We start from the raw sequence: 23,998 nt of genomic DNA on the forward strand, positions 1-23,998 counted from the left end.
TTAAAAATGTAGCATGAGTAATATACTTGAAGTTAATAAAGTCGTCAAGCAATACGGTGATTATGTGGCGCTTAACGAGGTTTCATTAACTGTTCCCAAAGGAAGTATCTACGGACTTTTAGGGCCAAATGGTGCAGGTAAAACATCGCTTATCCGAATAATAAATCAAATTACATTACCTGATAGTGGCGAAATTATTTTGGATGGTGAAAAACTGCAACCTAAACACGTTCAATATATAGGGTATTTACCTGAAGAAAGAGGATTGTACAACACGATGAAAGTGGGGGAGCAATGTTTGTATCTGGCGCAAATGAAAGGTCTTTCTAAGACTGAGGCGAAGATACAACTAGAATATTGGTTTGACAGATTGGAAATTCAAGGCTGGTGGAACAAGAAAATTCAGGAACTGTCCAAAGGAATGGCACAAAAAATTCAGTTTGTCGTTTGTGTGTTGCACAAACCAAAATTGTTGATTTTTGATGAGCCCTTTTCTGGTTTCGATCCTGTAAATGCAAATGTTATAAAGGATGAAATTTTGAAGTTGCGAGAAGATGGCGCCACCATAATTTTTTCGACACACCGCATGGAAAGTGTAGAAGAATTATGCGATCATATTGCGCTGATTCATAAATCGAATAAATTGATTGAAGGAAAACTGGATGATGTCAAGAGACAGTTTAAGACTAATAGTTTTGAAGTGGGTATTTTATCAGATAATGTTGAAGGTTTAATGTATGCTGTTACACAAAAATTTACTGTAGGACCGGCGAATTTTAAATCACTCAACAATGAATTGAAACTGGAAATTCAATTGGGAAATTCCACTCCAAATGAATTATTGAATATCCTTACGCAACGCGGGCAAGTGACGCACTTTGTAGAAAAAATACCAAGTGTAAATGATATTTTTATACAAACAGTAACAAAATAGACTTTCAGATTAATTGACATTTCGATTTTTCGAAAAATCTAACAATCTGACAATCCAATAATCTATATATAAATGAGCATAATTTCATTAATCATAAAAAGAGAATTTATTGCCAAAGTGCGTAATAAATCTTTTATTGTCATGACTTTTCTAAGTCCGTTATTGTTTGTGGGAATAGCTGCGTTTGTGGGGTATTTAAGTTCCATGAAAGCGGATACCAAACGAATCGCCATTCACGATGAATCTGGTTTATTTGCAAAGGAATTTACAGCTCAAAATGTTAAGAAAGGAGAATACAAATACCTCGATTTGTCTCAAATAGATTTGAAATTCCTCAAAGACAGCATCACAAACGAAAACTACGAAGGATTACTATATATTCCTAAAGAGAACAATTCTAAAGATTTCGAAAATAAAATTCAATTTATTTCAAACAGCAGCCCAAGTATTTCATTCATTGAAAATGTTCAGGATGTGATAGCAAATAAGCTAACAAAAAATAATTTAGAAAAAGCCCATTTGGATACATTGGCTATCAAAAATGCCCAATCCAAAGTGAATATTAACTTGACAAAAGCTTCTGGAGAAGAAAGTGTTAAAGGATTGAACGAAATAAAAATAGGTATTGGAGGCGCTTTTGGCTATCTTATTATGATGTTCATTATCATCTACGGCAACATGGTGATGCGAAGCGTTATCGAAGAAAAAACGAATAGAATTGTAGAAATCATCATTTCCTCCGTGAAACCATTTCAATTGATGATGGGAAAAATTGTAGGAACGGCATTAGCCGGGTTATTGCAATTTATTATTTGGGCCGTTATCGGACTGTCTTTAATGTTTGCCGCGTCAATATTTTTTGGTGTAAACGTTGGGCCAACAGCTAGAATTTCACCCGAATTAATGCATACTGCCCAACAAGAATTTGCAGGAACTGCTCAAATGTATATCAAAGAATTATGGAATTTACCCATTGCAAGTATCTTGATTGGATTTGTGATTTATTTCATTGGAGGTTATTTTCTGTATAGTTCATTTTATGCTGCAATTGGGGCCGCAGTCGACAATCAAACCGACTCACAACAGTTTCTTTTGCCTATCATTATGCCATTAATGTTGAGCGTTTACATCGGTTTTTTTACTGTTATAAACGATCCTCACGGAACAATTGCAATCATTTTTTCAATGGTTCCGCTTACTTCTCCCATCGTTATGCTCATGCGAATCCCATTTGGCGTACCTTGGTGGCAAATTGCAATATCAATAACATTATTATTCGGTACGTTCTTTTCAGTGGTTTGGTTTGCAGCCAAAATATACCGGGTAGGAATACTCATGTACGGCAAAAAACCAACATGGAACGAATTATACCGATGGTTGAAATATTAAGAACTTGGTTTGTTTCCGCTTCCGTTAAAATTTAATTAATTTATGGAGCTATTTCCCGCTTTCCGTTGCAATCTTTTTATTTTTAAAGAAAAAATAAAAAGGATTTCCACTTCAATCGGGGCTAAAAAAATAAAAATATGTCAAAAATACTAATCATAGAAGACGAAGCCGCTATTCGAAGAGTACTCACAAAAATACTCTCTGAAGAAAATGACACCTATCAGGTTGAGGAAGCCGAAGACGGTGCTGTAGGTTTTGAAAAAATAAAAAACAACGATTACGATTTGGTTTTGTGCGATATCAAAATGCCAAAAATGGACGGTGTTGAGGTTCTGGAAGCAGTAAAAAAAATCAAACCCGAAATTCCTATGGTTATGATTTCTGGCCATGGAGATATGGAAACGGCTATCAATACGATGCGTTTGGGGGCATTTGATTATATTTCAAAACCGCCGGATTTAAACCGATTATTGAATACGGTTCGTAATGCTTTAGACAAAAAACAACTCGTAGTTGAAAATAAAATTCTAAAGAAAAAAGTTAGTAAAAACTACGAAATGATTGGCGAAAGCGAAGCCATCAATCACATCAAAGTGATGATTGAGAAGGTTGCGCAAACTGAAGCACGAGTTTTAATTACGGGACCAAATGGAACCGGAAAAGAATTAGTTGCACATCAATTGCACGAAAAAAGTGAACGGGCTAATTTCCCTTTAATCGAAGTGAACTGTGCTGCCATTCCAAGCGAATTAATTGAAAGTGAATTATTCGGTCACGTAAAAGGAGCGTTTACATCGGCAGTGAAAGACCGCGCAGGGAAATTTGAAGCCGCAGATAAAGGAACTATCTTCTTAGATGAAATTGGTGACATGAGTCTTTCGGCGCAAGCCAAAGTATTGCGTGCTTTACAAGAAAGCATGATTACTAGAGTGGGAGCAGATAAAGATATTAAAGTCGATGTTCGCGTAGTTGCGGCTACCAATAAAGATTTGAAAAAAGAAATTGCCGAAGGGCGTTTCCGTGAGGATTTATACCATCGTTTGGCAGTTATCCTGATAAAAGTACCATCATTGAATGACAGACGCGATGATATCCCAATGTTGATTTCGCATTTTGCGGATAAAATTGCTTCAGAGCAAGGAAATACCGTAAAAAAATTCTCTGCAGCAGCGATTCGTTTATTGCAAGAATACGATTGGACAGGGAATATCCGTGAATTGAGAAATGTAGTGGAGCGCTTGATTATCCTTGGCGGAAGCGAAATTTCCGAAAGTGATGTGAAGTTATTCGCAAGTAAATAAAATTAATGATTTAAAGATTTAGCAACTGTTTTAATCTTTCAATCTTTCAATCATAAGAAATGAAACTAAAAAAAATAAACGAAAAGTTACAGGAAGCCTTAATTGAAAACGGTTTGACAGAGGCCAATGCAATGCAACAAGAAACATTTTCGACACTGAAAAGTGGAGCGGATTGTATTGTTATTGCTCCAAAAGGAAGCGGGAAATCAACAACAATTGTGCTAAATGTAATTCAGAGATTGTCTGGTGCAACCGAAGAATCTCCGAGAGCTTTGATTATTGTGGAGGACAAAGCTAAAGTATTAGAAATGGTAGCGCTTTTTGAAAAATATGGTAAGCATTCAAGTTTAGAAGTGTATGGTGTGCATGACAAAGGCGATATGGAATATGATAAAAATTATATTTCTTCAGGAATTGATGTGTTGATTGGGACTCCAAATAAATTAAGTGATATGTTCACTACTGCTGGTTATAATGTAAACCGATTGAAAATGTTTATTTTAGATGATGCAGATCCAATTTTAAAATTGCGTCATGAAACTAAAATCATGCGTATTTCGAATAGTATTGTCAAAACGCAACGTATTATCTTTACAGAACAATTCACGGAGCGAATAGAAATTCTTGCCGAAAAAATGTTGGTAGAGCCTTTTGAATTCGATTTTGACGGGGATGAAGATGAAGATTTTGAAGAAGAAGAAGAAGATTTAGAGCCTGAAGCAGGTGACGACTTTGATGAGCAAGAAGGTGATGAGGAAAATGGTAATAATTAAATAAAGAATAAGATGGGATTAATGAAAGTGTTTTCGGGAAGTGAAATTTTAGCTTTGGCGCTACAACAGAGAATTGAAGCAATAGGAGTCGATACCGTTTTGAAAAATAACATACAATCAGCTCGATTAGGAGGATTTGGAAATTCAGATTTAGCTGTTGAATTATTTGTTCAGGAAACGGAGTTTGCGAAAGTGAATCCAGTTATTGAAGAATTTAGAATGAGTATTTAAATTTGTACATTTGTTATTCAAATAACTCTCTAAGATGGACATAGCTGCAAAGAAAATAGAATTGATGGATTGGTTGCTTCATATTACTGATGAAAGTAAACTAAAAAAAATAATAGCGCTTAAATCTGTTTTAGATAAAGAAGTTGTTGCTCATACTATTAGTGGTTATCCAGTTGACAAAGAAGAATACATCAATATGGTTAAAGAAGCTGATGGACGAATTTCATCAGGAAAATATACAACTATTGAAGATCTAGAAAAAGAAATCGAGAAGTGGTAATATGCAAAAGCCAATTACCATACTTTGGGATAATCAAGCCAAGGCCGATTTGAAATTAATATTTGAATTTATCAAGTTAAAATCTCCTCAAGGAGCAAAAAACGTTATTAGAGATATTGTGGTTCAAAGTAAAAATATTCATTTTGCGAAGTAATATCAAGAAGATGAATTTTTAGGAGAACCTTTTAGAAGAATTTTTGTTCGAGATTATAAAATCATTTATAAAAATCATTCTGAAAGAGAAATTCGTATTCTTCAAATTTTTGATACAAGACAAAATCAAAGTAAATTAAAAAAAAATAATTTGTGAATTTTCGGTATTTGAAATACTGCTTTTTAAAAAATAAGAATGAAATATAAAATGTTAGTTTTGGACATGGACGACACTTTGTTGACCGATGACCATACCATATCAAGCGAGAATGCAACAATGTTATCTAAAGCAAGGGAATTAGGGGTTTACATTGTTTTAGCTTCCGGTAGACCAACACCTGCGATGATTGCTTACGCCAAAGAATTGCAATTGGATAATTCCTATATGATATCGTATAACGGAGCTGTAATTACTGATTTAAAAGAAGATAAAATCATTTTTGAGCAAACTTTGACTCAAGAACAAATTCATGAATTGTATGATTACAGTTTAAAAAGTAAAACACATATTATTACTTATCTTGATGGGAAAATTGTAAGTGAGACGGATTCTGAGTACATTGACATTGAAAAAAATATCACCGGATTAGAGCATAATAAAGTGGTAAGTTTTAAAGATGAGGTTCAGTCTTCGGCCATAAAATGTATTTTATTGGAAGAACCAAGTTATCTTAAAACAGTAGAAAAAGACTTGAAAGCGGCTATGCCTCATCTTAGTGTATGTATGTCAAAACCATTCTTTCTTGAAGTAGCCCAAAACGGAATTGATAAAGGCGCCAGTATCAAATTTTTAGCAGAAAAATTAAATATTCTTCAAAGCGAGATCATAGCCGTTGGAAACGCAGGAAATGATTTGACGATGATTCAATATGCCGGATTAGGGGTTTGGGTAGATAATGTAGATCCTGAATTGAGAGATAAAGGAGATGTTATTGTTGCTTCAAATAATGATCATGGCGTAGCCGAAGTGGTGCGAAGGTTTATTTTGAACTAAGATTTTTCAAATTATATTAAAACCATTAAGAAATTAAGGTGATTTAAGACCAGTTCTTAATAAGCATAATTTCTTAATGGTTTTTGTTTTTAGAAAGCGGTCGAGTTGCAAACGCTTTACTTGTTTATAAAAATAAGTTGTCACTCGACACAATTGAGCTTTTGAATAAAAAGATCTATCTTGAACTAAGATTTTTTCTTTGGAGGTTTACAACTTTTACAAAAATCAGGATATTCTTGTATTCTTTTCAGTACATCAGTTCGTATTTCTAAAAGCTTTTTCTCATTTTGTCCAAGGTCTGTTATTTTTGAAGCGGTTGCATGTTCATCGGTGTATTGTTTTTCAATGGTATTATAGATAAGTTGTAAAAAACTGACATCAGAAAAAGTCCCTTTTTTGTCGTAAATTTCTTTTCGCAATTTTCGGGCATAGAGTTCGGCCAAATCAAATTCATACTGCGCAAAATTTACTAAATAATTTGCTGTGTTATTATCAGTTGCAATAATGGATGCTGCATCACGCTTGAATGTACAACTTACTTTAGAATTAAAATTCTTGGTAAACATAAACTCAATATTGCTCATTTGGAACGCAAAATCAAGACTTGAAGCATTATGAATACTATTAATTTTTACATCCCCAATTTGAGTGGCGCCAGATTGAAAATCAGAAAGTTGTAGTTGATATTTTCCGTCCCATTCAATATTGTTTTGAGCATCTATTTGAAACGCAAATAAAAGAAATACAATTGTAATTATTTTTTTCATTCTTTAGGGTCTAAATTATTTTCCTACAAGATGCTAATATATAGAAAATTATTGATTTCATTTTCCAGAATATTGTGCGTAAATTTGCAGACTTAAATTTTTTGACAACGATTTCATTAGTTTAAGATAAATTATGGAAAATAGAAAAAAAGTTGCCTTTTATACGCTTGGTTGCAAACTGAATTTTTCGGAAACATCAACTATTGCTCGTTCTATTCAGGACGAAGGTTTTGATAGAGTTGATTTTGAAGAAGTCGCTGATATGTATGTAATAAATACCTGTTCAGTAACTGAAAATGCAGATAAACAATTCAAGCAGATTGTAAAAAAAGCAATGAAGCTAAACGATAAGGCTTTTATTGCCGCGGTAGGTTGTTATGCACAATTGAAGCCGGAAGAATTAGCAGCAGTTGATGGTGTGGATTTAGTTCTTGGTGCAACGGAGAAATTTAAAATCACCGATTATATAAATGATTTGTCCAAAAATGATATGGGCGAGGTGCATTCTTGCGAAATTGCCGAAGCTGATTTTTATGTGGGAAGCTACTCTATTGGTGACCGAACCCGTGCTTTCTTAAAAGTGCAGGATGGCTGTGATTATAAATGTACCTACTGTACAATTCCGTTAGCAAGGGGAATTTCTCGAAGTGATGAATTGGAAAATGTACTGAAAAATGCTTCTGAAATTTCGAAACAAAATATCAAGGAAATTGTTCTTACCGGAGTCAATATTGGTGATTACGGAAAAGGAGAATTCGGAAACAAAAAACATGAACATACTTTCTTAGAATTGGTTCAGGCTTTAGATAAAGTGGAAGGAATTGAAAGATTGCGAATTTCGTCTATTGAGCCCAATTTATTGAAAAATGAAACTATAGAATTCGTATCGAAAAGTAGAACATTTGTACCGCATTTTCATATTCCATTACAATCTGGAAGTAATGATATTTTGAAGTTGATGAAACGTCGTTACCAACGCGAAGTATATACCGAAAGAGTAAATAAAATTAGGGAAGTCATGCCACACGCTTGTATTGGTGTTGATGTGATTGTTGGTTTTCCCGGTGAAACCGATGAACATTTCTTGGAGACTTATAATTTCCTGAATGAAATGGATATTTCCTATTTGCATGTATTCACTTATTCAGAACGAGATAATACTGAAGCTGCTGATATGAGTGGAGTTGTTCCTGCTAATGTTCGTGCTAAACGAAGTAAAATGATGCGTGGATTATCCGTTAAAAAGCGCCGTGCTTTTTACGAAAGTCAGTTGGGTACAAATAGAACCGTTTTGTTTGAAAGTGAAAATAAAGAAGGATACATTCACGGCTTTACCGAAAACTATGTGAAAGTAAAAACACCTTGGAATCCGGAATTAGTAAATACTTTGCGTGAAATCAATTTGACTAAAATCGATGAAGACGGAAGCGTACGAATGGATTTTGTAGATGTTTTAGTTTAATTTTTTAAACATATAAGTCATATAAGCAAAAGATTAAAAAACCATTAAGGGATTAAGTTCATTAAGTTTTACGCTTAATTTTCTTAATCCCTTAATGGTTTTTATAGTACCTATCGTCCATTCGACTTTAAGACTTTTGACTTTCGACTACTTTTAAGGATTCGTAGACCAAATACTGCTGTTTTTGATAAATACGCGTCGGTTTAGTTTAAGTTGTGCGATGATTAATTCGGCCATGTCTTCGGCTTGCATGACTTTATCAGGATTGCCATCGGTCAAGTTTAATTCTTTGGCCATGTCAGTGGCAACAGTGCTTGGCGTTAATGCCGTCACACGAATATTATGCTTGCGGACTTCTTGCATCAACGATTCCGTTAATCCTAAAACTGCAAATTTAGAAGCGCTATAGGCACTTGTTAGAGCGTTTCCGCTTAATCCTGCTGTTGAAGAAATATTGATGATATCACCCGTTTGTCTTTCGATCATATTTGGCAAAACGGCACGCGTCACATAATAGGTTCCCATCAGGTTTACCTGAATGATGCGTTCCCAATCCGTTGGTTCTAATTCTAAGAATTTTCCAAAAGCAGCAATTCCCGCATTGTTGATTAAAATATCAATAGTTCCAAATTCGGCCAAGGCTTTTTCAACTGCAACGTTTACCGAATTGATATCGGCGACATCAGCGGTTATTGCCAGTGCTTTTACTCTTAACGAACGCACTTTTGCCGCTACACTGTCTATTTCTTCTTGTGTACGTGCTACCAAAATTATATTTACGCCTTCTTTGGCTAAGGCCAAAGCGATTGCTTTTCCAATTCCTTTCCCTGCGCCGGTGATTAGGGCGTTTTTATTTTTTAAATCTGTCATTTTATGAATTATTTGCTGCCAATAAAAGGCTGAGTTTATTGTAAAAGTAGTACGTTTTGCATTTGAAATCTATTTTGATTTTCTTTTTAATCTAAATTTAACGTTGTGTTATTTTGGATGAAATGAGCATTTTTTATTGGAACAGACTTCATTTTTTGTCTAATGTCAGTTTATAAATATCCGTTTCCAGCGCTTCGGTGTCTTTGTCTTCGCAGAGTAGGAATTCGATTTTTTCTTTTGAATTGGCATATAAAGTTAATCCTTCGAATTTGTGGGTTTCCGAAATTTTTTGGGTAAGTGTCAGTTCGAAAGTGTCTAATGACAACGCGCCAATGAAACTTCCCAGGACTTCTCCATCATCATAAGTTGAGGTTGTGTTTTCGACAGCTGCTAAGAAGTAGATTTTATCTTCTACGAGAATAGCATCTGTAAAAGTGGCTTCTACGTTTTGGATTTTTGGTAATGCGATTGGAAAAAACTGAATACTATTTTCTTCTTTATCTAGAATAAAAATGCCATTTTTAGATTGCGCTCCATTTCCCCGTTGAAACAAATGCCATTTTTCATTATGGAACAAAGCGCCTTCCAGGTTTAAATCATTATCTGAAATAGAAGCTGTTTGTTTTAGTTTTTCATAAATTGTGGATAAGTCTTTTTCTTCTATTACTTTAGAAATAAGACCGTAACTGATGCGTTTGTTTCTATTTGGCGTGGAACCAGAACCGAAAATATATAATTTATTTTCTTTTTGGGTAATGGATTCAAAATCGAATTTGTCTTTTTTAGGAATGTTTTCCTGGCTGTTTTCGAAGAGTTTTATTTTATGGAGTTCTTTTTCCTTGATGGAGTATTCGTAAAGGAAAGAGCTGTTATCAGAGATTATAAACAAGGAATCGTCTTTATGAATGAATCCTGATGCCGAACCAATGCCGATAATTTGAAATAGTAATTCGAGTGTAAATTTTTCCATGATTTTTATTTTGAAAACGGATGCCCTAGCCCAGATAGCAGTGGAAATCCTTTTATTATTTTCTTTAAAATAATAAAAGATTGCAACGAATAGCTGGAAATAGCTCCTTCCTTCGACTGCGCTCAGGATGGCATCAGGATTAATCCTTAATATTTCTTATATTTGAGATGTAAAGATAAAATATTTCCCATGAAGTCTATAAAACCCGATGATTTTAAAGTGATTGACAAAATTGAATTGTCTAAAATCCCTACGAACTTGTTTAGTAAAGCCGATGATGATGATAAAGAAGAGAAACTGGATAAGGTGCAAGTGAAATTGAGTGAAATACAAGATGTGATGTATGCGCACAATCGCTATGGTGTTTTGGTTTGTTTGCAAGGCATGGATACTTCGGGCAAGGATAGTATGATTCGGGAAGTTTTTAAGGAATTTAATTCGCGTGGTGTTGTGGTGCATAGTTTTAAAACACCAAATTCAAGCGAGTTAGAACACGATTATTTATGGAGACATTATTTGGTTTTGCCTGAAAAAGGAAAGTTTGCGGTTTTTAACCGATCGCATTATGAAAATGTTTTGGTAACCAGAGTGCATCCTGAATATATTATGAATGAAAATTTGCCGGGTATTGAAACCGTAAATGATATTACACCGGAGTTTTGGGAGAATAGAATGCAGCAAATCAATAATTTTGAGAAGCACATTACCCAAAACGGAACGATTATGCTGAAATTCTATTTGCACATGAGCAAAGAGGAGCAAAGACAGCGCTTGTTACGCCGACTGGAAGAACAAAAACACAACTGGAAATTCTCAACAGGTGATTTGAAAGAAAGAGATCGTTGGGATGATTATATGCATTATTACCAAGAGGCAATTAATAATACTTCTACTGATTATGCGCCTTGGTACGTTATTCCTGCGGATGATAAAGAAATGGCCCGTTATATTCTAGCCAAAATTATTTGGGAAGAAATGCAAAAACATACGGATATCAAAGAGCCTGAAATGGATGAAAAAATCAGAGGAAATATTGAAATGTATAAAGAAATGCTGAAGAAGGAATAGGTCAAAAAAAAATGCGCTGAACGTCAGCGCATTTTTTTACAAATTCAAAATAGTTTATAGTTTGAAACCATAAGCTACACGAACTCCTATTTGCCCAACACCTTTTCCTACTGAACCATTATTGTTTAATTTTTCAAAATCAGAATAGTGCTCATAATGTAACGATACGTCAATATATTTTGAAGCATAACCAATGCTAGGAGATAATAATAATGACGTTTTGTTGTAATTATTAGTTACTGCAAAGGCAGCACCAGCTTCTCCCATTACATAAAATTGATCATTCCATACAAAAGCTTTAAAACCTGCTTTTGCGGGGATAAATCCTAAATCATTCCCGTCAGCTTTACTTACAAATAAGTTGCTGAAACCAGTTGTTAAAGTTAAAGAGTATCTTTTTGATAAATCGTATTGAACTCTTGCATCAGCCCCAAGTGCCAATTTGTAAGGATCATTAACCGAATATCCTGCATTTGCTCCAAATCCTAAACGAAATCCTTGATCGTAGTTTGTTGCTTGTTTTGTGTCTTGTGCTTGTACATTGCTAGCAAACATCATTGCTATTGCAAAAACAAATAACATTTTGATTTTTCCCGTGCTTTTCATAATTGTAATTTTTTTATTAATATTTTTTTTGGTGCTGTCCTGATTTTTATTTGATTCAAAACAACATTACAAATGTATAGCCCGTAATTGCTAGGATTGTTATAGAATTAATCGGTTTTGTTATAGAATTCATTGTTGATTGTGATTAATAATTATAAGGGAGTATTTAATATTTGTAATAGTGTCGATACAATTGAAACCTTCTAATTATCTTTGCCAACAAAAAAACAGAAAGTGAATTTATCTCATTATACCAAAGAGTTTTCTTATAATATCAAATTAGCATACCCTGTGATTTTGGGAATGCTAGGTCATACATTGATAGGCATCGTAGATAATTTCATGGTGGGTAACCTTGGTTCTACTGAGTTAGCCGCTGTTTCGTTGGGTAATAGTTTTATCTTCATTGCTTTGTCTTTAGGTATAGGTTTTTCTACGGCTATAACGCCATTGACTGCTGAGGCTGATGCCGAAAAAGATGATAAAAAAATCCGAACTACTTTTCATCATGGATTATTGCTGTGTACGGTTTTAGGTATTGCTTTATTCATTTTGACAGTATTGTCTAAACAAATTATGTACTTGATGCACCAACCCAAAGAAGTGGCCGATATGGCAGCTCCTTATATTGATTGGGTCGCTTTTTCTTTAATTCCGGTTATAATGTATCAGGGATATAAACAATTTGCTGATGGTTTAGCGAAAACAAAATATTCGATGTATGCTATTTTTATGGCAAATGTGGTGCATGTGTTTTTTAATTATGTATTGATATATGGATTTTGGATTTTTCCTAAATTAGGAATTCTTGGTGCGGCTTTAGGAACGGTAATTTCAAGAATTATGATGGTAGTTTTTATGCATTATCTTATGAAAAGAAATGAGGCATTGAAACGGTATTTTAAAAATTTTAGTTTCAAAGAAATCCGAAAATCAGTTCTGAAAAAAATTATCAATTTGGGTTTGCCTTCAGCGATGCAAATGCTCTTTGAAGTAACTTTATTTACTGCGGCAATATGGCTTTCCGGTTCTTTGGGTAAAAATAGCCAGGCGGCTAATCAAATAGCATTAACTCTTGCTTCATCAACATTTATGGTAGCTATGGGTTTGAGTGTCACTGCGATGATTAGAGTGAGTCATACTAAAGGAATGAACGATTACAAAAATTTGATTATTGTTGCACGCTCCATTTTTTTATTGGCGATTATGCTGGAAACACTTTTCGGGATTGTTTTTGTTGTTTTTCATAATTTTTTGCCACACTTGTTTTTGAATATGACTGATGCTGCTCAAGTTTTAGACAATCAGGAAATAATTATAATAACAGCCAAGTTGCTTTTGGTAGCTGCTGTTTTTCAAATTTCAGATGGTATTCAAGTGGTTGTTTTAGGTGCTTTAAGAGGTTTACAAGATGTGAAAATTCCTATGTATATTACGTTTGTTGCATATTGGGTTATTGGTTTTCCTATTTCATATTATCTTGGAAAATATACTTCTTTGCAAGCAGTAGGAATCTGGATTGGACTTTTGGCGGGATTAACTGCAGCCGCTTTATTTTTGTATATTCGCTTTGCGAGATTAACAAGAAAATTAGTTTTAAAGAATCATAAATAATAATGTTCATACAATGTAACTTCTAATTTCTTTACTCGTATAATAAGCATATAAACAAAACCTAACCAACCAAACAAAAAAATGATACTATTTATTATTCTTGGAATAATTTTATTGATTACAAGTTTTTCATTAAAAAGTAATGTAAATCCGTTTTCAAAATTTGCAAATGTTCTAAAAATTATTGGCGTTTTAGTAATTGCTTTAGGGCTTTTTTCTTCTATGTTTAAACAAATTGATGCCGGAAAAGTAGGCGTTCAATCCCTATACGGAAGTGTGCAACCCGATGTTTTGGAAAGTGGGCTGCATTTGATAAATCCATTATTGGATATTACAGAGTTTGATATACAAACCCAAAACTATACTATGTCAGCTGTTCATGGAGAAGGTGCTCAGGAAGGTGATGATGCGATTCGTGTTTTGTCAAATGACGGTCTGGAAGTAGTAATTGATTTGACCGTTTTATTCCGAGTTTCGCCTGAGTCAGCACCTAAAATTTTGAAACAAATTGGGGTTGATTATTCCGATAAAATTGTTCGTCCCGTAACAAGAACACGTATTCGTGATAACGCTGTTTATTATGATGCAGTCGCTTTATATTCTACTAAAAGAAATGAATTTCAACAACGAATTTTCAAAACGATAGAAGCTGATTTTAAAACAAGAGGATTGGTTTTGGAGCAATTGCTAATTAGAAATATTAACCTTCCTACATCAGTAAAAGCATCTATTGAAAGTAAAATTAATGCCGAACAAGACGCTCAAAAAATGACTTTTGTACTTCAAAAAGAAAAACAGGAGGCCGAACGAAAAAGAGTAGAAGCGCAAGGTATTGCTGATTATCAAAGAATTATTTCAACGGGATTGTCAGATAAACAATTGCAATACGAGCAAATAAAAGCTCAAAAAGAACTGGCGGCTTCTCCCAATACTAAAATTATTTTTATGAATGGAAGAGGAAATACACCAGTTATTCTTTCTGATAAATAGATTTTAAAAAAGTTTATTCGGTTATTTGTTAATCGAAATAAAAACAAAAATGATTTAACTGATTAAACATTAAAAAATGGAATTACCAAAATTTTTACTAGGCGACAATACTGATTTTCCGGAAGATATTTTCATCATACACTTAGATTACCCAAGATTTATCATTAATCTTAAAGATGATGAGGTAGAATTTATGGAAGAAGCAGAAGATCTAGACGAAGGAGAATTGAATGCTGAAATGGAAGGATTAATTGTTCTTGCGAATGATTTTTATGATAGAGAAATGGAGCGTTACGAAAAAGAGTAAATATTTTCTACTGCCTTATTTTAAACAAAGCTATACGAAAAGACAATTGTGTTTTTCAAATAGCTTTTTTTTTGTTTTGTAATTTTTTGTAAAAATAAAAATAAAAGCAAGATTCAAAGATTTTTTGTAATTTAACAAACTGATTTTTAGGATTATTTATTAAAGACAACAGAGAATTAGGCTCTGGATTTACTGTTTTTGAAGACTATTATAAACCATTAATTTTGAACCAAGATGAGAAATAAAAATTCAATTTTACAAATTGTGATTGTTCTGCTTTTAGTTGCTCAAAATAATTTTGCACAACTGAAAAGATTAGATGCAGCTATAAAAGAGAAAAAGGTACAAACAGATATCTCTTTAAATGGAATAGAAAAAAAGTCAGCGACTGAAACTTTAGAGAATGCAAAAAGCAATATAAATAACATAAATGGAGGGATGCCAAACAGAATTTCGATGAATGTTACCGTTCCAAAACAAACTCAAGGAGCAACATTTGGTGAGAAAGTAAATGCGGGTAAAATAGATGTGGTATTAACGGATGGAGGTTGTATCGTTTTATTTCCTTCTAATACAGGATATAAGGTCAATATAGCCAATAGCAACATTGTTGAATTATCGAGAAATGAGAGTCTTGCTTTTGGTGAAAAAGTAAATCAGGGATTACATGCAGCTGGGAGTGCATTATCACAGGGCGCTTCGTTATTGGGTGGTGCTTTGCCGGGAGGGGCTATTATATCGGCGGCAGTTTCTAGTGTGGGTAATTTAGCAGGAGGTGCTGGTGGTGGTGCAGCTGCGGCTTCCTATGCAAGAACGGGAAAACTGGTTTGGAAAATGGAAGATAACGCAAGTGATTCTAAGTTGGAATTATCAGAAGGTGATTTTGAATTAGCATTTGTTGTAGCTGAAAAAGCAACTTCGGGTTTAAAAGATGCCTTAAAAACTCAGGTTCGCATTAGTTTTACCATAGAAAATGGTGTTTTAAAAACGAAACATGATACGGCTAAAAATTCCGTCGGTAACATTCGTTAAAAAATAATAGTTCTGAAATTTAGTTATTCGGGATTAAAATTTAAAATATTTTTCCAATAATAATTGAGCGGCTGCAAAGGGTGAAATTTCATCAGTTGAAACCGCTTTTTTAGTTGAATCCAATAATTGGTGAATTTCGGGATGATTATAAAAATTCAATTTCAACTGTTCGTTGATGGTTTCTAACATCCAATAGTGGTTTTGTTCTTTTCGCTTTTCAAAGAAATAATTATTGTTTTTTGTCAGTTCCAGAAATTGTACAATAGTTTTCCAAACAGCAATAATTCCTTCATGTGTTATTGCACTACAAGTTGAAGTGGTCGGTATCCAACCCGATTTTTTAGCAGGAAAAAGATGCAATGCTCTATTGAATTCTAGTTTTGCTAAGTTGGCTTTTCTAATATTATCACCATCGGCTTTATTGATTACGATAGCATCTGCCATTTCCATAATACCGCGTTTGATACCTTGCAATTCATCACCAGCACCTGAAATTTTTAGAAGTAAAAAGAAATCCACCATACTGTGAACAGCAGTTTCGCTTTGACCAACTCCTACAGTTTCAATAATTATGGTGTCAAACCCGCAAGCTTCACAAAGCGTAATGGTTTCCCTGGTTTTTCGGGCAACACCACCCAAAGTTTCTCCTGATGCCGAGGGGCGAATAAAAGCGTTTTTATCTTTAACCAATTCTTCCATTCGGGTTTTGTCACCTAAAATACTTCCATGTGAAATCGTACTACTGGGATCAACGGCGAGAACGGCCACTTTTTTTCCTAAACTGGTCAAGTGTTTTCCAAAAGCTTCAATAAAGGTGCTTTTTCCCACACCGGGAACTCCCGTTATACCTATTCTGACAGATTTATTGGCATGAGGTAAGCAAGCATTTATAACTTCATTGGCTTTCGCTAAATGTTCGCTATTTGTACTTTCAACTAAGGTAATTGCCCGACTCAGCGCCGTTATATTTCCTGCTAAAATCCCGTCAACCAATTCTTTGGGGGAAGGTTGAATTTTTCTGAATTTTTTAATGTGCGCAACAGCGATTGGACTGATGATTTCTGGTTGAGAAATCCCAGGTTTTTCATGTAAGGTGCTAGGATGTTGTTTTTTATTCGGCAAAACTATTTATTTGAAAAGTAAAAGTAGTGAAAACAAAAACAGTTTCAAAAAGCGAATGCCTTGTGAAACTGTTTTGATTAAAATTATTAATCTAAATTAGTAAGCCGCTGTAAAACGTACTTGATGGTGTTTTGGATTTTCTGCTTCATCCGCAATGACAACGGCTAAGTCTTCGACTGATAAAATACTTCTTTGATTTTCATCAAAAACTGGAGTGTCTAATCCCAAACGGTATTTTCCAGTTCGTCCTGTAGTAATTCCTTGGTGCATTTCAAAAGCCGGGCTAAAAAATGCCCAATCCAACTCTTTTTCCTCTTTTATAATGTTCAAATAATCCCTTGCTGCTGTGGCTCCGGCATAATATTCTTTAGGAAAATCGGGGGTATCTACGGCTTGTAAATTTGGAGCGACAAATAAACTACCTGCGCCACCAATAGTAATAAATCGTTTCACACCTGATTTTTTAACCCCTTTCTGAATCGCTTTTGATCCTTCAAGAAAATCGGTATATAAATTTGGATTGGTCCATCCAGCATTGAAAGCACTTATTACCACATCACTTCCTGCAGTAATTTTAGCTAGTTCTTCGATGTTATTTATATCTGCTTTCTCCCATTTGATAGTTGTGTTTTCATCATTTTTTGGATTTCTGGCAATAGCGGTAATTTCATGATTACGACTTGCTAATTCATTTAAAATAGCGGAGCCTACAAATCCTGTGGCTCCAATAATGGCGATTTTCATAATTATATGTATTTAAAAGTAATAAAAAATGTTACAGTTTAATTCAAAAAAATAGTTTAAAATTTATTCGAAAAATCTTCCAATGAAATGCCGCTTAATTGCAAGCTGATTTTTTCGTTGATGTTTTCATATAAATTTTCTAAATTTTCATTGATTTTGTTTCCTACAAGGCAATCTGGATTGGGTTTGTTTTTTGAGAAACCTAAATTTACCGTGTCAAAAGTCATTTTAAAAATGGCGTCTAGTGAAATACTTGAAGCAGATTTCAGCAGTTTCGTTCCTCCATTTTTACCTTCTTTACTTTCTACAATATTATTTTTCTTCAGATTTGCTATTTCCTTTCGTACTAAAACTGGATGTAAATTCATGCTTCCCGCTATAAATTCAGAAGATAAATAGTCCTCTGGAAATTTAGAAAGTAAAGTAAGGATATGGATTGTTATTGCAAATTTACCTGAAATCATACTGTAATAAAATATATTACAAATTTACAAATAAAATTGAAATCAGCAAGTTTTTTACATAATGAAAAAGCAAAATGGTAATTTCCTTTTTTTTCTAAATAAATTTAAATAGTATTTTTGCATTTAATTCTACATTATGAATAACATTATCCTAATCTTCGTTTGTCTGTTTCTTGGAATCGCATTGCAAAAAGTGAAACGTTTTCCGTCTAATACCTTCAAGATTTTAAATAATGTGGTTATTTATATTTGTCTTCCTGCTTTGGCCTTGTATTATATCCCTAAAATTGAGTGGGATAATAAGCTGCTTTTTCCTATTGGTGTTACTTGGATTGGATTTACGGTTTCGTATTTCTTTTTTAGCTTTTTAGGGAATAGATTTGGATGGTCAAAAAAGCTTACGGGTTGTTTGATTATAACAGCCGGTTTGGGAAATACTTCCTTTTTAGGTTTCCCCATAATTCAAGCTTTGTACGGTGAAGAAGGTTTAAAAACTGCCATTCTGGTTGATCAGCCTGGTACTTTTGTAGTGCTTTCCACCTTAGGAATTCTTGTGGCTACTTTATTCTCTAGTGGAAGTCCAAATGGATTTCATATTGCAAAGAAAATATTGTTCTTTCCTCCATTTATCACTTTTCTGTTGGCTTGTTTAATGAATGTATTCGATTTTGATTTCCACGAATATATTCAGTTTGGTTTGCAAAAAGTGGGAAGTGTGATGACTCCTTTGGCGATGCTTTCTGTTGGATTGCAATTGCGATTTGATAGGAAAAGCCAACATTGGAAATTTTTGGGATTAGGACTTTTGTATAAATTATTAGTGACTCCGGCGCTGATCTATTTATTGTATGTCGTAATTTTGCAACAGCATTCAAAACCAATTCAGGTATCCATCATGGAAGCGGCTATGGCCCCAATGATTACAGCAAGTATTTTGGCTACTTCTCATGGTTTAAAACCCAGATTGAGTAGTATGATGATTGGTTTTGGAATACCATTGTCATTTGTCACATTGATTTTTTGGTATTTCGTTGCACAATTTATTTAATTTAGATCTTTTTTACAATTCGAATATGAATATTTCTTCAGAGACTACATCACAAACCATCAACGCTCCAATCGTTCAAAAAACAGTATATTCGGTGTTGTTTTCAATAGCTTTCGCTCATTTGTTAAACGACTTAATGCAATCCGTTATTCCTTCGACCTATCCAATTTTAAAAGAAAATTTTAATCTTAGTTTTACTCAAATTGGATTGATAACATTCGTTTTTCAGCTTACGGCTTCTATTCTGCAGCCTTTCATCGGTTTTTATACAGATAAATATCCAAAACCGTATTCTCTAGTAATTGCGATGTTATTTACAATCACAGGATTAGGATTTTTATCGATTTCAACTTCTTTTTGGATGTTGTTGGTGTCAGTTGCATTTGTAGGAATTGGTTCTTCCATATTTCATCCCGAAGCGTCTCGTGTTGCTTATTTAGGTTCAGGAGGAAAGCGAGGTTTGGCACAATCTATTTTCCAGTTGGGAGGTAATTCAGGAAGTGCAATTGGTCCTTTATTAGTGGCACTGGTTGTTGCTCCTTTTGGACAATCAAATATAATATGGTTTGTAATAGTAGGTATTTTAGGAATCATTATTTTGTCCCAAATTGCGCTTTGGTACCAAAACCATTTGAATCTTCGTGCTGCCAAAAAAATAGTAAATGAAGACGTTGCAGTTCCATTATCCAAAAGGAAAATTAATATTGCTTTAGCTGTTTTATTGTTGTTGATATTTTCCAAGTTTTTTTACATGGCGAGTATGTCAAGTTATTTTACATTTTATCTCATGCATAAATTTGGATTAACAGTACAAGAATCGCAGTTCCATTTGTTTCTTTTTTTAGCATCAGTTGCTGCAGGAACATTAATAGGTGGGCCTTTAGGAGATCGTTTTGGCAGAAAATATATCATTTGGATTTCGATACTTGGAGCAGCTCCATTCACTTTATTATTGCCTTATGCCGATTTGTTTTGGACAGGAGTATTATCAGTTATTATCGGAATTATTATTGCTTCAGCGTTTTCAGCAATTTTAGTTTTTGCACAAGAATTAATGCCAGGAAAAGTGGGGATGATTTCGGGACTGTTTTTTGGTTTTGCCTTTGGTATGGGAGGTTTAGGTTCGGCAATTTTGGGTTATGTTGCAGATCAAACCAGTATTGAATACGTTTATAAATTAAGTTCTTTTCTACCGCTGATTGGCGTTTTTACTTATTTCTTGCCCAATATGAAAAAGAATATTCCTTCTTAAACTATTTGTTTTTTGGAGCTTTTTCCCGCTATCCGTTGCAATCTTTATAACAGTAAACCTTCCAGAGTTTACTGCTATAAAGGATTTCCACTTTTATCGGGGCTAGGGATTTTTGTCTTCTAGCTATTTTTGGATTGCTTAGATGATTCTTAATAACCATAAACACGTACCGGCATCTTCTTTAATTTTTATTAGAACTTTAAGATTTGTTTTGATTTTTATTGCCCTTAATTCAATAACTTAGTTTATTAATAATCAATAAAAAAGAAATTAGTATGGCATCATTACGATTAGGCGATATTGCTCCGGATTTCGAAGCAGAAACTACACAAGGAAAAATAAAATTTCACGAATGGCTGGGAGATTCTTGGGGCGTATTATTTTCGCATCCTGCTGATTTTACACCAGTTTGTACTACCGAATTAGGAACCGTAGCCAATTATTATCCTGAATTTGTAAAGAGAAATGTAAAAGTAATCGCATTAAGCGTTGACGGATTAGATTCTCATATGGAATGGATTAAAGATATTAATGAAACGCAAAACACAACGGTTAATTTTCCAATTATAGCGGATGAAAATAAGCATGTTGCACAATTGTATGATATGATTCATCCCAATGCCAATGAAAGTTTTACAGTTCGTTCGGTTTTTATAATTGGGCCTGACAAAAAAATAAAATTAACATTGACTTATCCAGCCTCTACAGGTAGGAATTTTGATGAATTACTGCGTGTAATTGATAGTTTACAGTTGACAGCTAATTATAGCGTAGCAACACCGGCAAACTGGAAAGATGGTGAGCGAGTGGTAATTTCAACAGCGGTAAAAGATGAAGATATCGCTGCTAAATTCCCAAAAGGATACGAAAGAGTAAAACCTTATTTGAGAATGACACCGCAACCTAATAAGTAATTGTTTTTCTCGGATAAGACTTTACATGAAAAAGTGCAATGAAAACATATTCATTGCACTTTTTTGTTTTTATAAAAGAAACTAAAAATAGTTACTTCTTATTGGTTATCAATAAACCGGTAATAATGATACCCATGCTTATAATTTGAGTGATTACAATAGCCTGACCCAGAAAAAAATACGCTAAAATTCCACTGAACACTGGAATTAAATAATAGATTAATGCCGTTTTTGAAGTACCAATTAATCGGATTGCTTCGTTCCACAAATAATAGGAAACTAGCGAAGCAAATATGCCTACATAGCTAGTTGCCAATACGGTTTTAGTGTCGAAAATTACTTTTTTATAAAATAAATGTTCCCAAATATAAAAGGGAAATAGGAAAATGGTACCAATAACAAAAACGCTAAATAAAAATACTTTTGGGGTTAACTTATCTGGTTTTTGCCGAACTAGTATCGTATAATAGGCAAAAAAGAAACAGGCCACAAGCATCAATAAATCTCCAATTGTAAAGTTGATATGTAGTAATGCTTCTAGAGACCCTTTGGTAATAAGAACAAGAACTCCTGTAATTATTGTTATAATTCCAACTATTTTTATAGTGGATACTTTTTCTTTAAAAATAATTCTGGAGAGTACCACAATGAACAACGGAATCGAAATGGCTATTAAAGATAAATTGACAGCGCTTGTTGTTTTTCCAGCAAAGTAAATCAGTGTGTTAAAAATAGTAATGCCTAATACTGCTGTGCCCATGAGATACCGAATGTGTTTCTTTATAATGGTGAAACTTTCGATGGTACTTTTAATTGCAAATGGAGCCAAGACGATACAAGCGATTGTCCAACGCCAAAAAGCCAGTCCAATAGGAGGAATGTGCCCTTTAATACCGCTGGCGATTACCATATTTACGGACCAAAGTAAAGTGGCTAATAAAGCGAAAAATGCTCCTTTAGTTTGATTGCTCATTTAAATTAAACTAGATTTTTTATTTTAGCGTATTGTAACAACATGATGGTTTTGGCGTCTTTTATTTCCCCAGATTCAATCATGGCGTAAGCTTCGTCATAAGTCATTTCTAAGACATCTATATTTTCCTCTTCATGTTCGACTCCACCGCCATCACTGACTTTCATGGATTCATCATATTCTCCAACAAATAGATATAAAATTTCAGTTACTGCTCCAGGAGACATATAGGTTTCCATTATTTTAGTGACTTTTGTAAGGCGATATCCGGTTTCTTCTTCGGTTTCTCGAATGATGCATTGCTCCGGATGATCTTCGTCCAAAAGTCCTGCGCAAACCTCAATCATCATTCCTGTTTTATTTCCGTTAAGGTAACTTGGCAAGCGGAATTGTCTGGTTAGAATAACAGTTTTTTGTTGGGTGTTGTATAATAAAATGGCAGCACCGTTTCCTCGGTCATAAACTTCTCTTTTTTGGGTAATCCAAGAGTCGTCTTTTTTTTGGTAATCAAAAGTTACTTTGTTTAAAAGGTACCAATTATCAGAAAGTAATTCGGTTTTTTGTATTTTAATGGTTGGATTTTTCATTCGTTGGGAAGAGATTATGTAATGATTTTTGTTTTAAATTAAAGTGATTATTATGGATTTCGAACTTTAGTAGTTAAGTTTTTATAAGTAGTTCCCCAATTATTGTTGTTGTTGTCATTTGGCATGCCAGCGGCAGTTAATAATGCATCTTTGTCATTTTCATCTTTTTTCCAAACCCAGCCGCAAATAGAAAGTCCTCTGTTGTAGATGATTTCTAAAAAAGATTGTGGATTCATTAATATTCCTGCATTCATTGGAGCACATTCACCAAATATAATAGGGATATTTTTATGCTCTAATTGCTGTAAACGATTGTTAATAGAAGAGTCGCTGTCTAGAAGCCATTTTTCATAAGCATGAATATCATAAATTATATTTGATTTATTTGCTAGAAATTCAGTCCCTTTATTGATTAAGACACTTTCATCTTGACCTTGTTCTGCACAAGGAACTAAAACAATATTCTGATTGCCGGTATTTCGGATAGTTTCAACCATTTCGTTCATGTCATTCATCCAGACTGCATCGGTATAGCCATCCGCACGATCAAATCGATAAGGTTCATTCCATACTTCAATCCAAACATCCGGTTGGTCTTTGAAGTACATTGCCCATGACTTCAGTTTTATTTTATAATCATTCCACCAAGTTGTTTGAGTAGGGTTTTTACCGGTAAACTCGGTTTCATTTTTTCCATCCCAACCAAAAGCACAAAGAATAGTAACTCGATTATTAATGCGATTACCGTCAATGATATTTTGTAGCGAATATAAATAAGCGCCATTGCTGTCTTTGATAGGATTTCCTTGCAGTTGTATTTCTTTTATATTGCCAATAAACTCTCTTGCAATATCAATATTCCAACTATTCATATCAGTACTGCCAGCACTAAAAACATGAAAAGCATTAACCCCTAAAAGTTGGATGGGCTGGGTCTTTAAAAGTATTTTTGATCCAGATGTTGTGTATTTTTGAGAAGAATTATTTGGTATAGGCAGTTCGTCTTTCTTGCAAGAAAAGAAGGTATTTAAACTAGCAATTAGTAGCAGAGAAAGTAGAATAGTTTTACTTTTTAACATCAATGTAATTTGAGTTCCGTTATTTTCAAATAAGTATAAATGTAAGCTTTTTTCAAAAAAAAAACGCTCTGAAT

The 23,998-nt window shown here is 33.9% G+C and carries 27 protein-coding genes; 17 read left to right on the top strand and 10 right to left on the bottom strand.

The features are described from left to right. Window positions 1-13 precede the first annotated feature (13 nt). The 8 genes from T410_RS08585 (at window position 14) to T410_RS08615 (ending at window position 6,055) form a co-directional block, all read left to right on the top strand. Window positions 14-934 (top strand): ABC transporter ATP-binding protein, encoded by a 921-nt coding sequence (locus T410_RS08585; protein WP_035670560.1) that lies wholly within the window; start codon window positions 14-16, stop codon window positions 932-934. A 72-nt stretch (window positions 935-1,006) separates the two neighbouring features. Next, entirely contained in the window at window positions 1,007-2,323 is a 1,317-nt protein-coding gene (locus tag T410_RS08590) for an ABC transporter permease (protein ID WP_035670563.1), read from the top strand. A gap of 137 nt (window positions 2,324-2,460) precedes the next feature. Further along, window positions 2,461-3,624 carry a sigma-54 dependent transcriptional regulator gene (locus T410_RS08595; protein ID WP_035670565.1) on the top strand — a complete coding sequence of 388 codons (1,164 nt, stop codon included), beginning with the start codon at window positions 2,461-2,463 and terminating at the stop codon, window positions 3,622-3,624. Window positions 3,625-3,683: 59 nt separating this feature from the next. Next, window positions 3,684-4,397 (top strand): DEAD/DEAH box helicase, encoded by a 714-nt coding sequence (locus T410_RS08600; RefSeq protein ID WP_051929377.1) that lies wholly within the window; start codon window positions 3,684-3,686, stop codon window positions 4,395-4,397. A gap of 12 nt (window positions 4,398-4,409) precedes the next feature. Continuing rightward, window positions 4,410-4,628 (top strand): DUF2007 domain-containing protein, encoded by a 219-nt coding sequence (locus T410_RS08605; protein WP_035670567.1) that lies wholly within the window; start codon window positions 4,410-4,412, stop codon window positions 4,626-4,628. 34 nt (window positions 4,629-4,662) lie between these two features. Further along, on the top strand, window positions 4,663-4,908 hold the full coding sequence (locus T410_RS08610) for a hypothetical protein (RefSeq protein WP_035670570.1): 246 nt from the start codon (window positions 4,663-4,665) through the stop codon (window positions 4,906-4,908). A 1-nt stretch (window position 4,909) separates the two neighbouring features. After that, window positions 4,910-5,062, top strand: coding sequence for a hypothetical protein (locus T410_RS17060; RefSeq protein ID WP_193743735.1), 153 nt, complete (start codon window positions 4,910-4,912; stop codon window positions 5,060-5,062). A 195-nt stretch (window positions 5,063-5,257) separates the two neighbouring features. Further along, the gene (locus T410_RS08615; RefSeq protein ID WP_035670572.1) at window positions 5,258-6,055 is read left to right on the top strand and encodes a Cof-type HAD-IIB family hydrolase; all 798 of its coding nucleotides are present in this window, start codon (window positions 5,258-5,260) and stop codon (window positions 6,053-6,055) included. Between the two features lie 185 nt (window positions 6,056-6,240). Here the strand turns inward: T410_RS08615 and T410_RS08620 are convergent, their stop codons facing one another. Then, on the bottom strand, window positions 6,241-6,822 hold the full coding sequence (locus T410_RS08620) for a hypothetical protein (protein ID WP_035670575.1): 582 nt from the start codon (window positions 6,820-6,822) through the stop codon (window positions 6,241-6,243). A gap of 133 nt (window positions 6,823-6,955) precedes the next feature. Between T410_RS08620 and mtaB the strand changes: the two genes are divergently transcribed. Next, the gene (mtaB, locus tag T410_RS08625; protein ID WP_035670578.1) at window positions 6,956-8,284 is read left to right on the top strand and encodes a tRNA (N(6)-L-threonylcarbamoyladenosine(37)-C(2))-methylthiotransferase MtaB; all 1,329 of its coding nucleotides are present in this window, start codon (window positions 6,956-6,958) and stop codon (window positions 8,282-8,284) included. A gap of 153 nt (window positions 8,285-8,437) precedes the next feature. Here the strand turns inward: mtaB and T410_RS08630 are convergent, their stop codons facing one another. Beyond that, window positions 8,438-9,154, bottom strand: coding sequence for a 3-ketoacyl-ACP reductase (locus T410_RS08630; RefSeq protein WP_035670581.1), 717 nt, complete (start codon window positions 9,152-9,154; stop codon window positions 8,438-8,440). Between the two features lie 148 nt (window positions 9,155-9,302). Next, on the bottom strand, window positions 9,303-10,124 hold the full coding sequence (locus tag T410_RS08635) for a hypothetical protein (protein ID WP_035670584.1): 822 nt from the start codon (window positions 10,122-10,124) through the stop codon (window positions 9,303-9,305). Between the two features lie 189 nt (window positions 10,125-10,313). Here T410_RS08635 and T410_RS08640 point away from each other — a divergent pair, with 189 nt between their 5' ends. Further along, window positions 10,314-11,192, top strand: coding sequence for a phosphate--nucleotide phosphotransferase (locus T410_RS08640; RefSeq protein WP_035670587.1), 879 nt, complete (start codon window positions 10,314-10,316; stop codon window positions 11,190-11,192). 54 nt (window positions 11,193-11,246) lie between these two features. Here the strand turns inward: T410_RS08640 and T410_RS08645 are convergent, their stop codons facing one another. After that, the gene (locus T410_RS08645) at window positions 11,247-11,798 is read right to left on the bottom strand and encodes a hypothetical protein (protein WP_035670590.1); all 552 of its coding nucleotides are present in this window, start codon (window positions 11,796-11,798) and stop codon (window positions 11,247-11,249) included. Between the two features lie 234 nt (window positions 11,799-12,032). Between T410_RS08645 and T410_RS08650 the strand changes: the two genes are divergently transcribed. The 4 genes from T410_RS08650 to T410_RS08665 all read left to right on the top strand — a co-directional run bounded on the left by T410_RS08650 (window position 12,033) and on the right by T410_RS08665 (window position 15,741). Then, on the top strand, window positions 12,033-13,412 hold the full coding sequence (locus T410_RS08650; RefSeq protein WP_035674290.1) for an MATE family efflux transporter: 1,380 nt from the start codon (window positions 12,033-12,035) through the stop codon (window positions 13,410-13,412). 81 nt (window positions 13,413-13,493) lie between these two features. Then, window positions 13,494-14,402: a prohibitin family protein gene (locus T410_RS08655; protein ID WP_152556943.1), complete on the top strand. Its 909-nt coding sequence runs from the start codon at window positions 13,494-13,496 to the stop codon at window positions 14,400-14,402. 76 nt (window positions 14,403-14,478) lie between these two features. Next, a complete protein-coding gene (locus T410_RS08660) occupies window positions 14,479-14,709 on the top strand; it encodes a hypothetical protein (RefSeq protein WP_035670593.1) in 231 nt (76 codons plus the stop codon). Between the two features lie 234 nt (window positions 14,710-14,943). Then, window positions 14,944-15,741 carry a hypothetical protein gene (locus tag T410_RS08665; RefSeq protein WP_035670594.1) on the top strand — a complete coding sequence of 266 codons (798 nt, stop codon included), beginning with the start codon at window positions 14,944-14,946 and terminating at the stop codon, window positions 15,739-15,741. 33 nt (window positions 15,742-15,774) lie between these two features. On the opposite strand, the gene meaB is transcribed toward T410_RS08665, so the two are convergent. The 3 genes from meaB to T410_RS08680 form a co-directional block, all read right to left on the bottom strand. Next, window positions 15,775-16,863, bottom strand: coding sequence for a methylmalonyl Co-A mutase-associated GTPase MeaB (gene meaB, locus T410_RS08670; protein ID WP_035670595.1), 1,089 nt, complete (start codon window positions 16,861-16,863; stop codon window positions 15,775-15,777). 96 nt (window positions 16,864-16,959) lie between these two features. After that, window positions 16,960-17,607: an NAD(P)-dependent oxidoreductase gene (locus tag T410_RS08675; protein WP_035670598.1), complete on the bottom strand. Its 648-nt coding sequence runs from the start codon at window positions 17,605-17,607 to the stop codon at window positions 16,960-16,962. Between the two features lie 56 nt (window positions 17,608-17,663). After that, window positions 17,664-18,071 (bottom strand): Rrf2 family transcriptional regulator, encoded by a 408-nt coding sequence (locus T410_RS08680; RefSeq protein WP_035670601.1) that lies wholly within the window; start codon window positions 18,069-18,071, stop codon window positions 17,664-17,666. 136 nt (window positions 18,072-18,207) lie between these two features. Here T410_RS08680 and T410_RS08685 point away from each other — a divergent pair, with 136 nt between their 5' ends. The 3 genes from T410_RS08685 to T410_RS08695 all read left to right on the top strand — a co-directional run bounded on the left by T410_RS08685 (window position 18,208) and on the right by T410_RS08695 (window position 21,285). Further along, window positions 18,208-19,119, top strand: a complete 912-nt coding sequence (locus T410_RS08685) for an AEC family transporter (RefSeq protein WP_035670604.1) — start codon at window positions 18,208-18,210, stop codon at window positions 19,117-19,119. A 25-nt stretch (window positions 19,120-19,144) separates the two neighbouring features. Then, window positions 19,145-20,371, top strand: a complete 1,227-nt coding sequence (locus T410_RS08690) for an MFS transporter (protein ID WP_035674296.1) — start codon at window positions 19,145-19,147, stop codon at window positions 20,369-20,371. Between the two features lie 275 nt (window positions 20,372-20,646). Continuing rightward, window positions 20,647-21,285 carry a peroxiredoxin gene (locus T410_RS08695; RefSeq protein WP_035670606.1) on the top strand — a complete coding sequence of 213 codons (639 nt, stop codon included), beginning with the start codon at window positions 20,647-20,649 and terminating at the stop codon, window positions 21,283-21,285. A 91-nt stretch (window positions 21,286-21,376) separates the two neighbouring features. Here the strand turns inward: T410_RS08695 and T410_RS08700 are convergent, their stop codons facing one another. Genes T410_RS08700 through T410_RS08710 form a run of 3 tightly spaced genes read right to left on the bottom strand, consistent with a single transcriptional unit; the run spans window position 21,377 to window position 23,924 of the window. Further along, window positions 21,377-22,258, bottom strand: a complete 882-nt coding sequence (locus T410_RS08700) for a DMT family transporter (RefSeq protein ID WP_035670608.1) — start codon at window positions 22,256-22,258, stop codon at window positions 21,377-21,379. Window positions 22,259-22,263: 5 nt separating this feature from the next. Next, window positions 22,264-22,845, bottom strand: a complete 582-nt coding sequence (gene nudK / locus T410_RS08705; RefSeq protein ID WP_035670611.1) for a GDP-mannose pyrophosphatase NudK — start codon at window positions 22,843-22,845, stop codon at window positions 22,264-22,266. Window positions 22,846-22,895: 50 nt separating this feature from the next. Then, the gene (locus T410_RS08710) at window positions 22,896-23,924 is read right to left on the bottom strand and encodes a cellulase family glycosylhydrolase (RefSeq protein WP_035670614.1); all 1,029 of its coding nucleotides are present in this window, start codon (window positions 23,922-23,924) and stop codon (window positions 22,896-22,898) included. Between the last annotated feature and the right edge of the window lie 74 nt (window positions 23,925-23,998).

The organism is Flavobacterium sp. 83 (genome assembly GCF_000744835.1).
In the GTDB taxonomy this organism is placed as follows: Bacteria; Bacteroidota; Bacteroidia; order Flavobacteriales; family Flavobacteriaceae; genus Flavobacterium.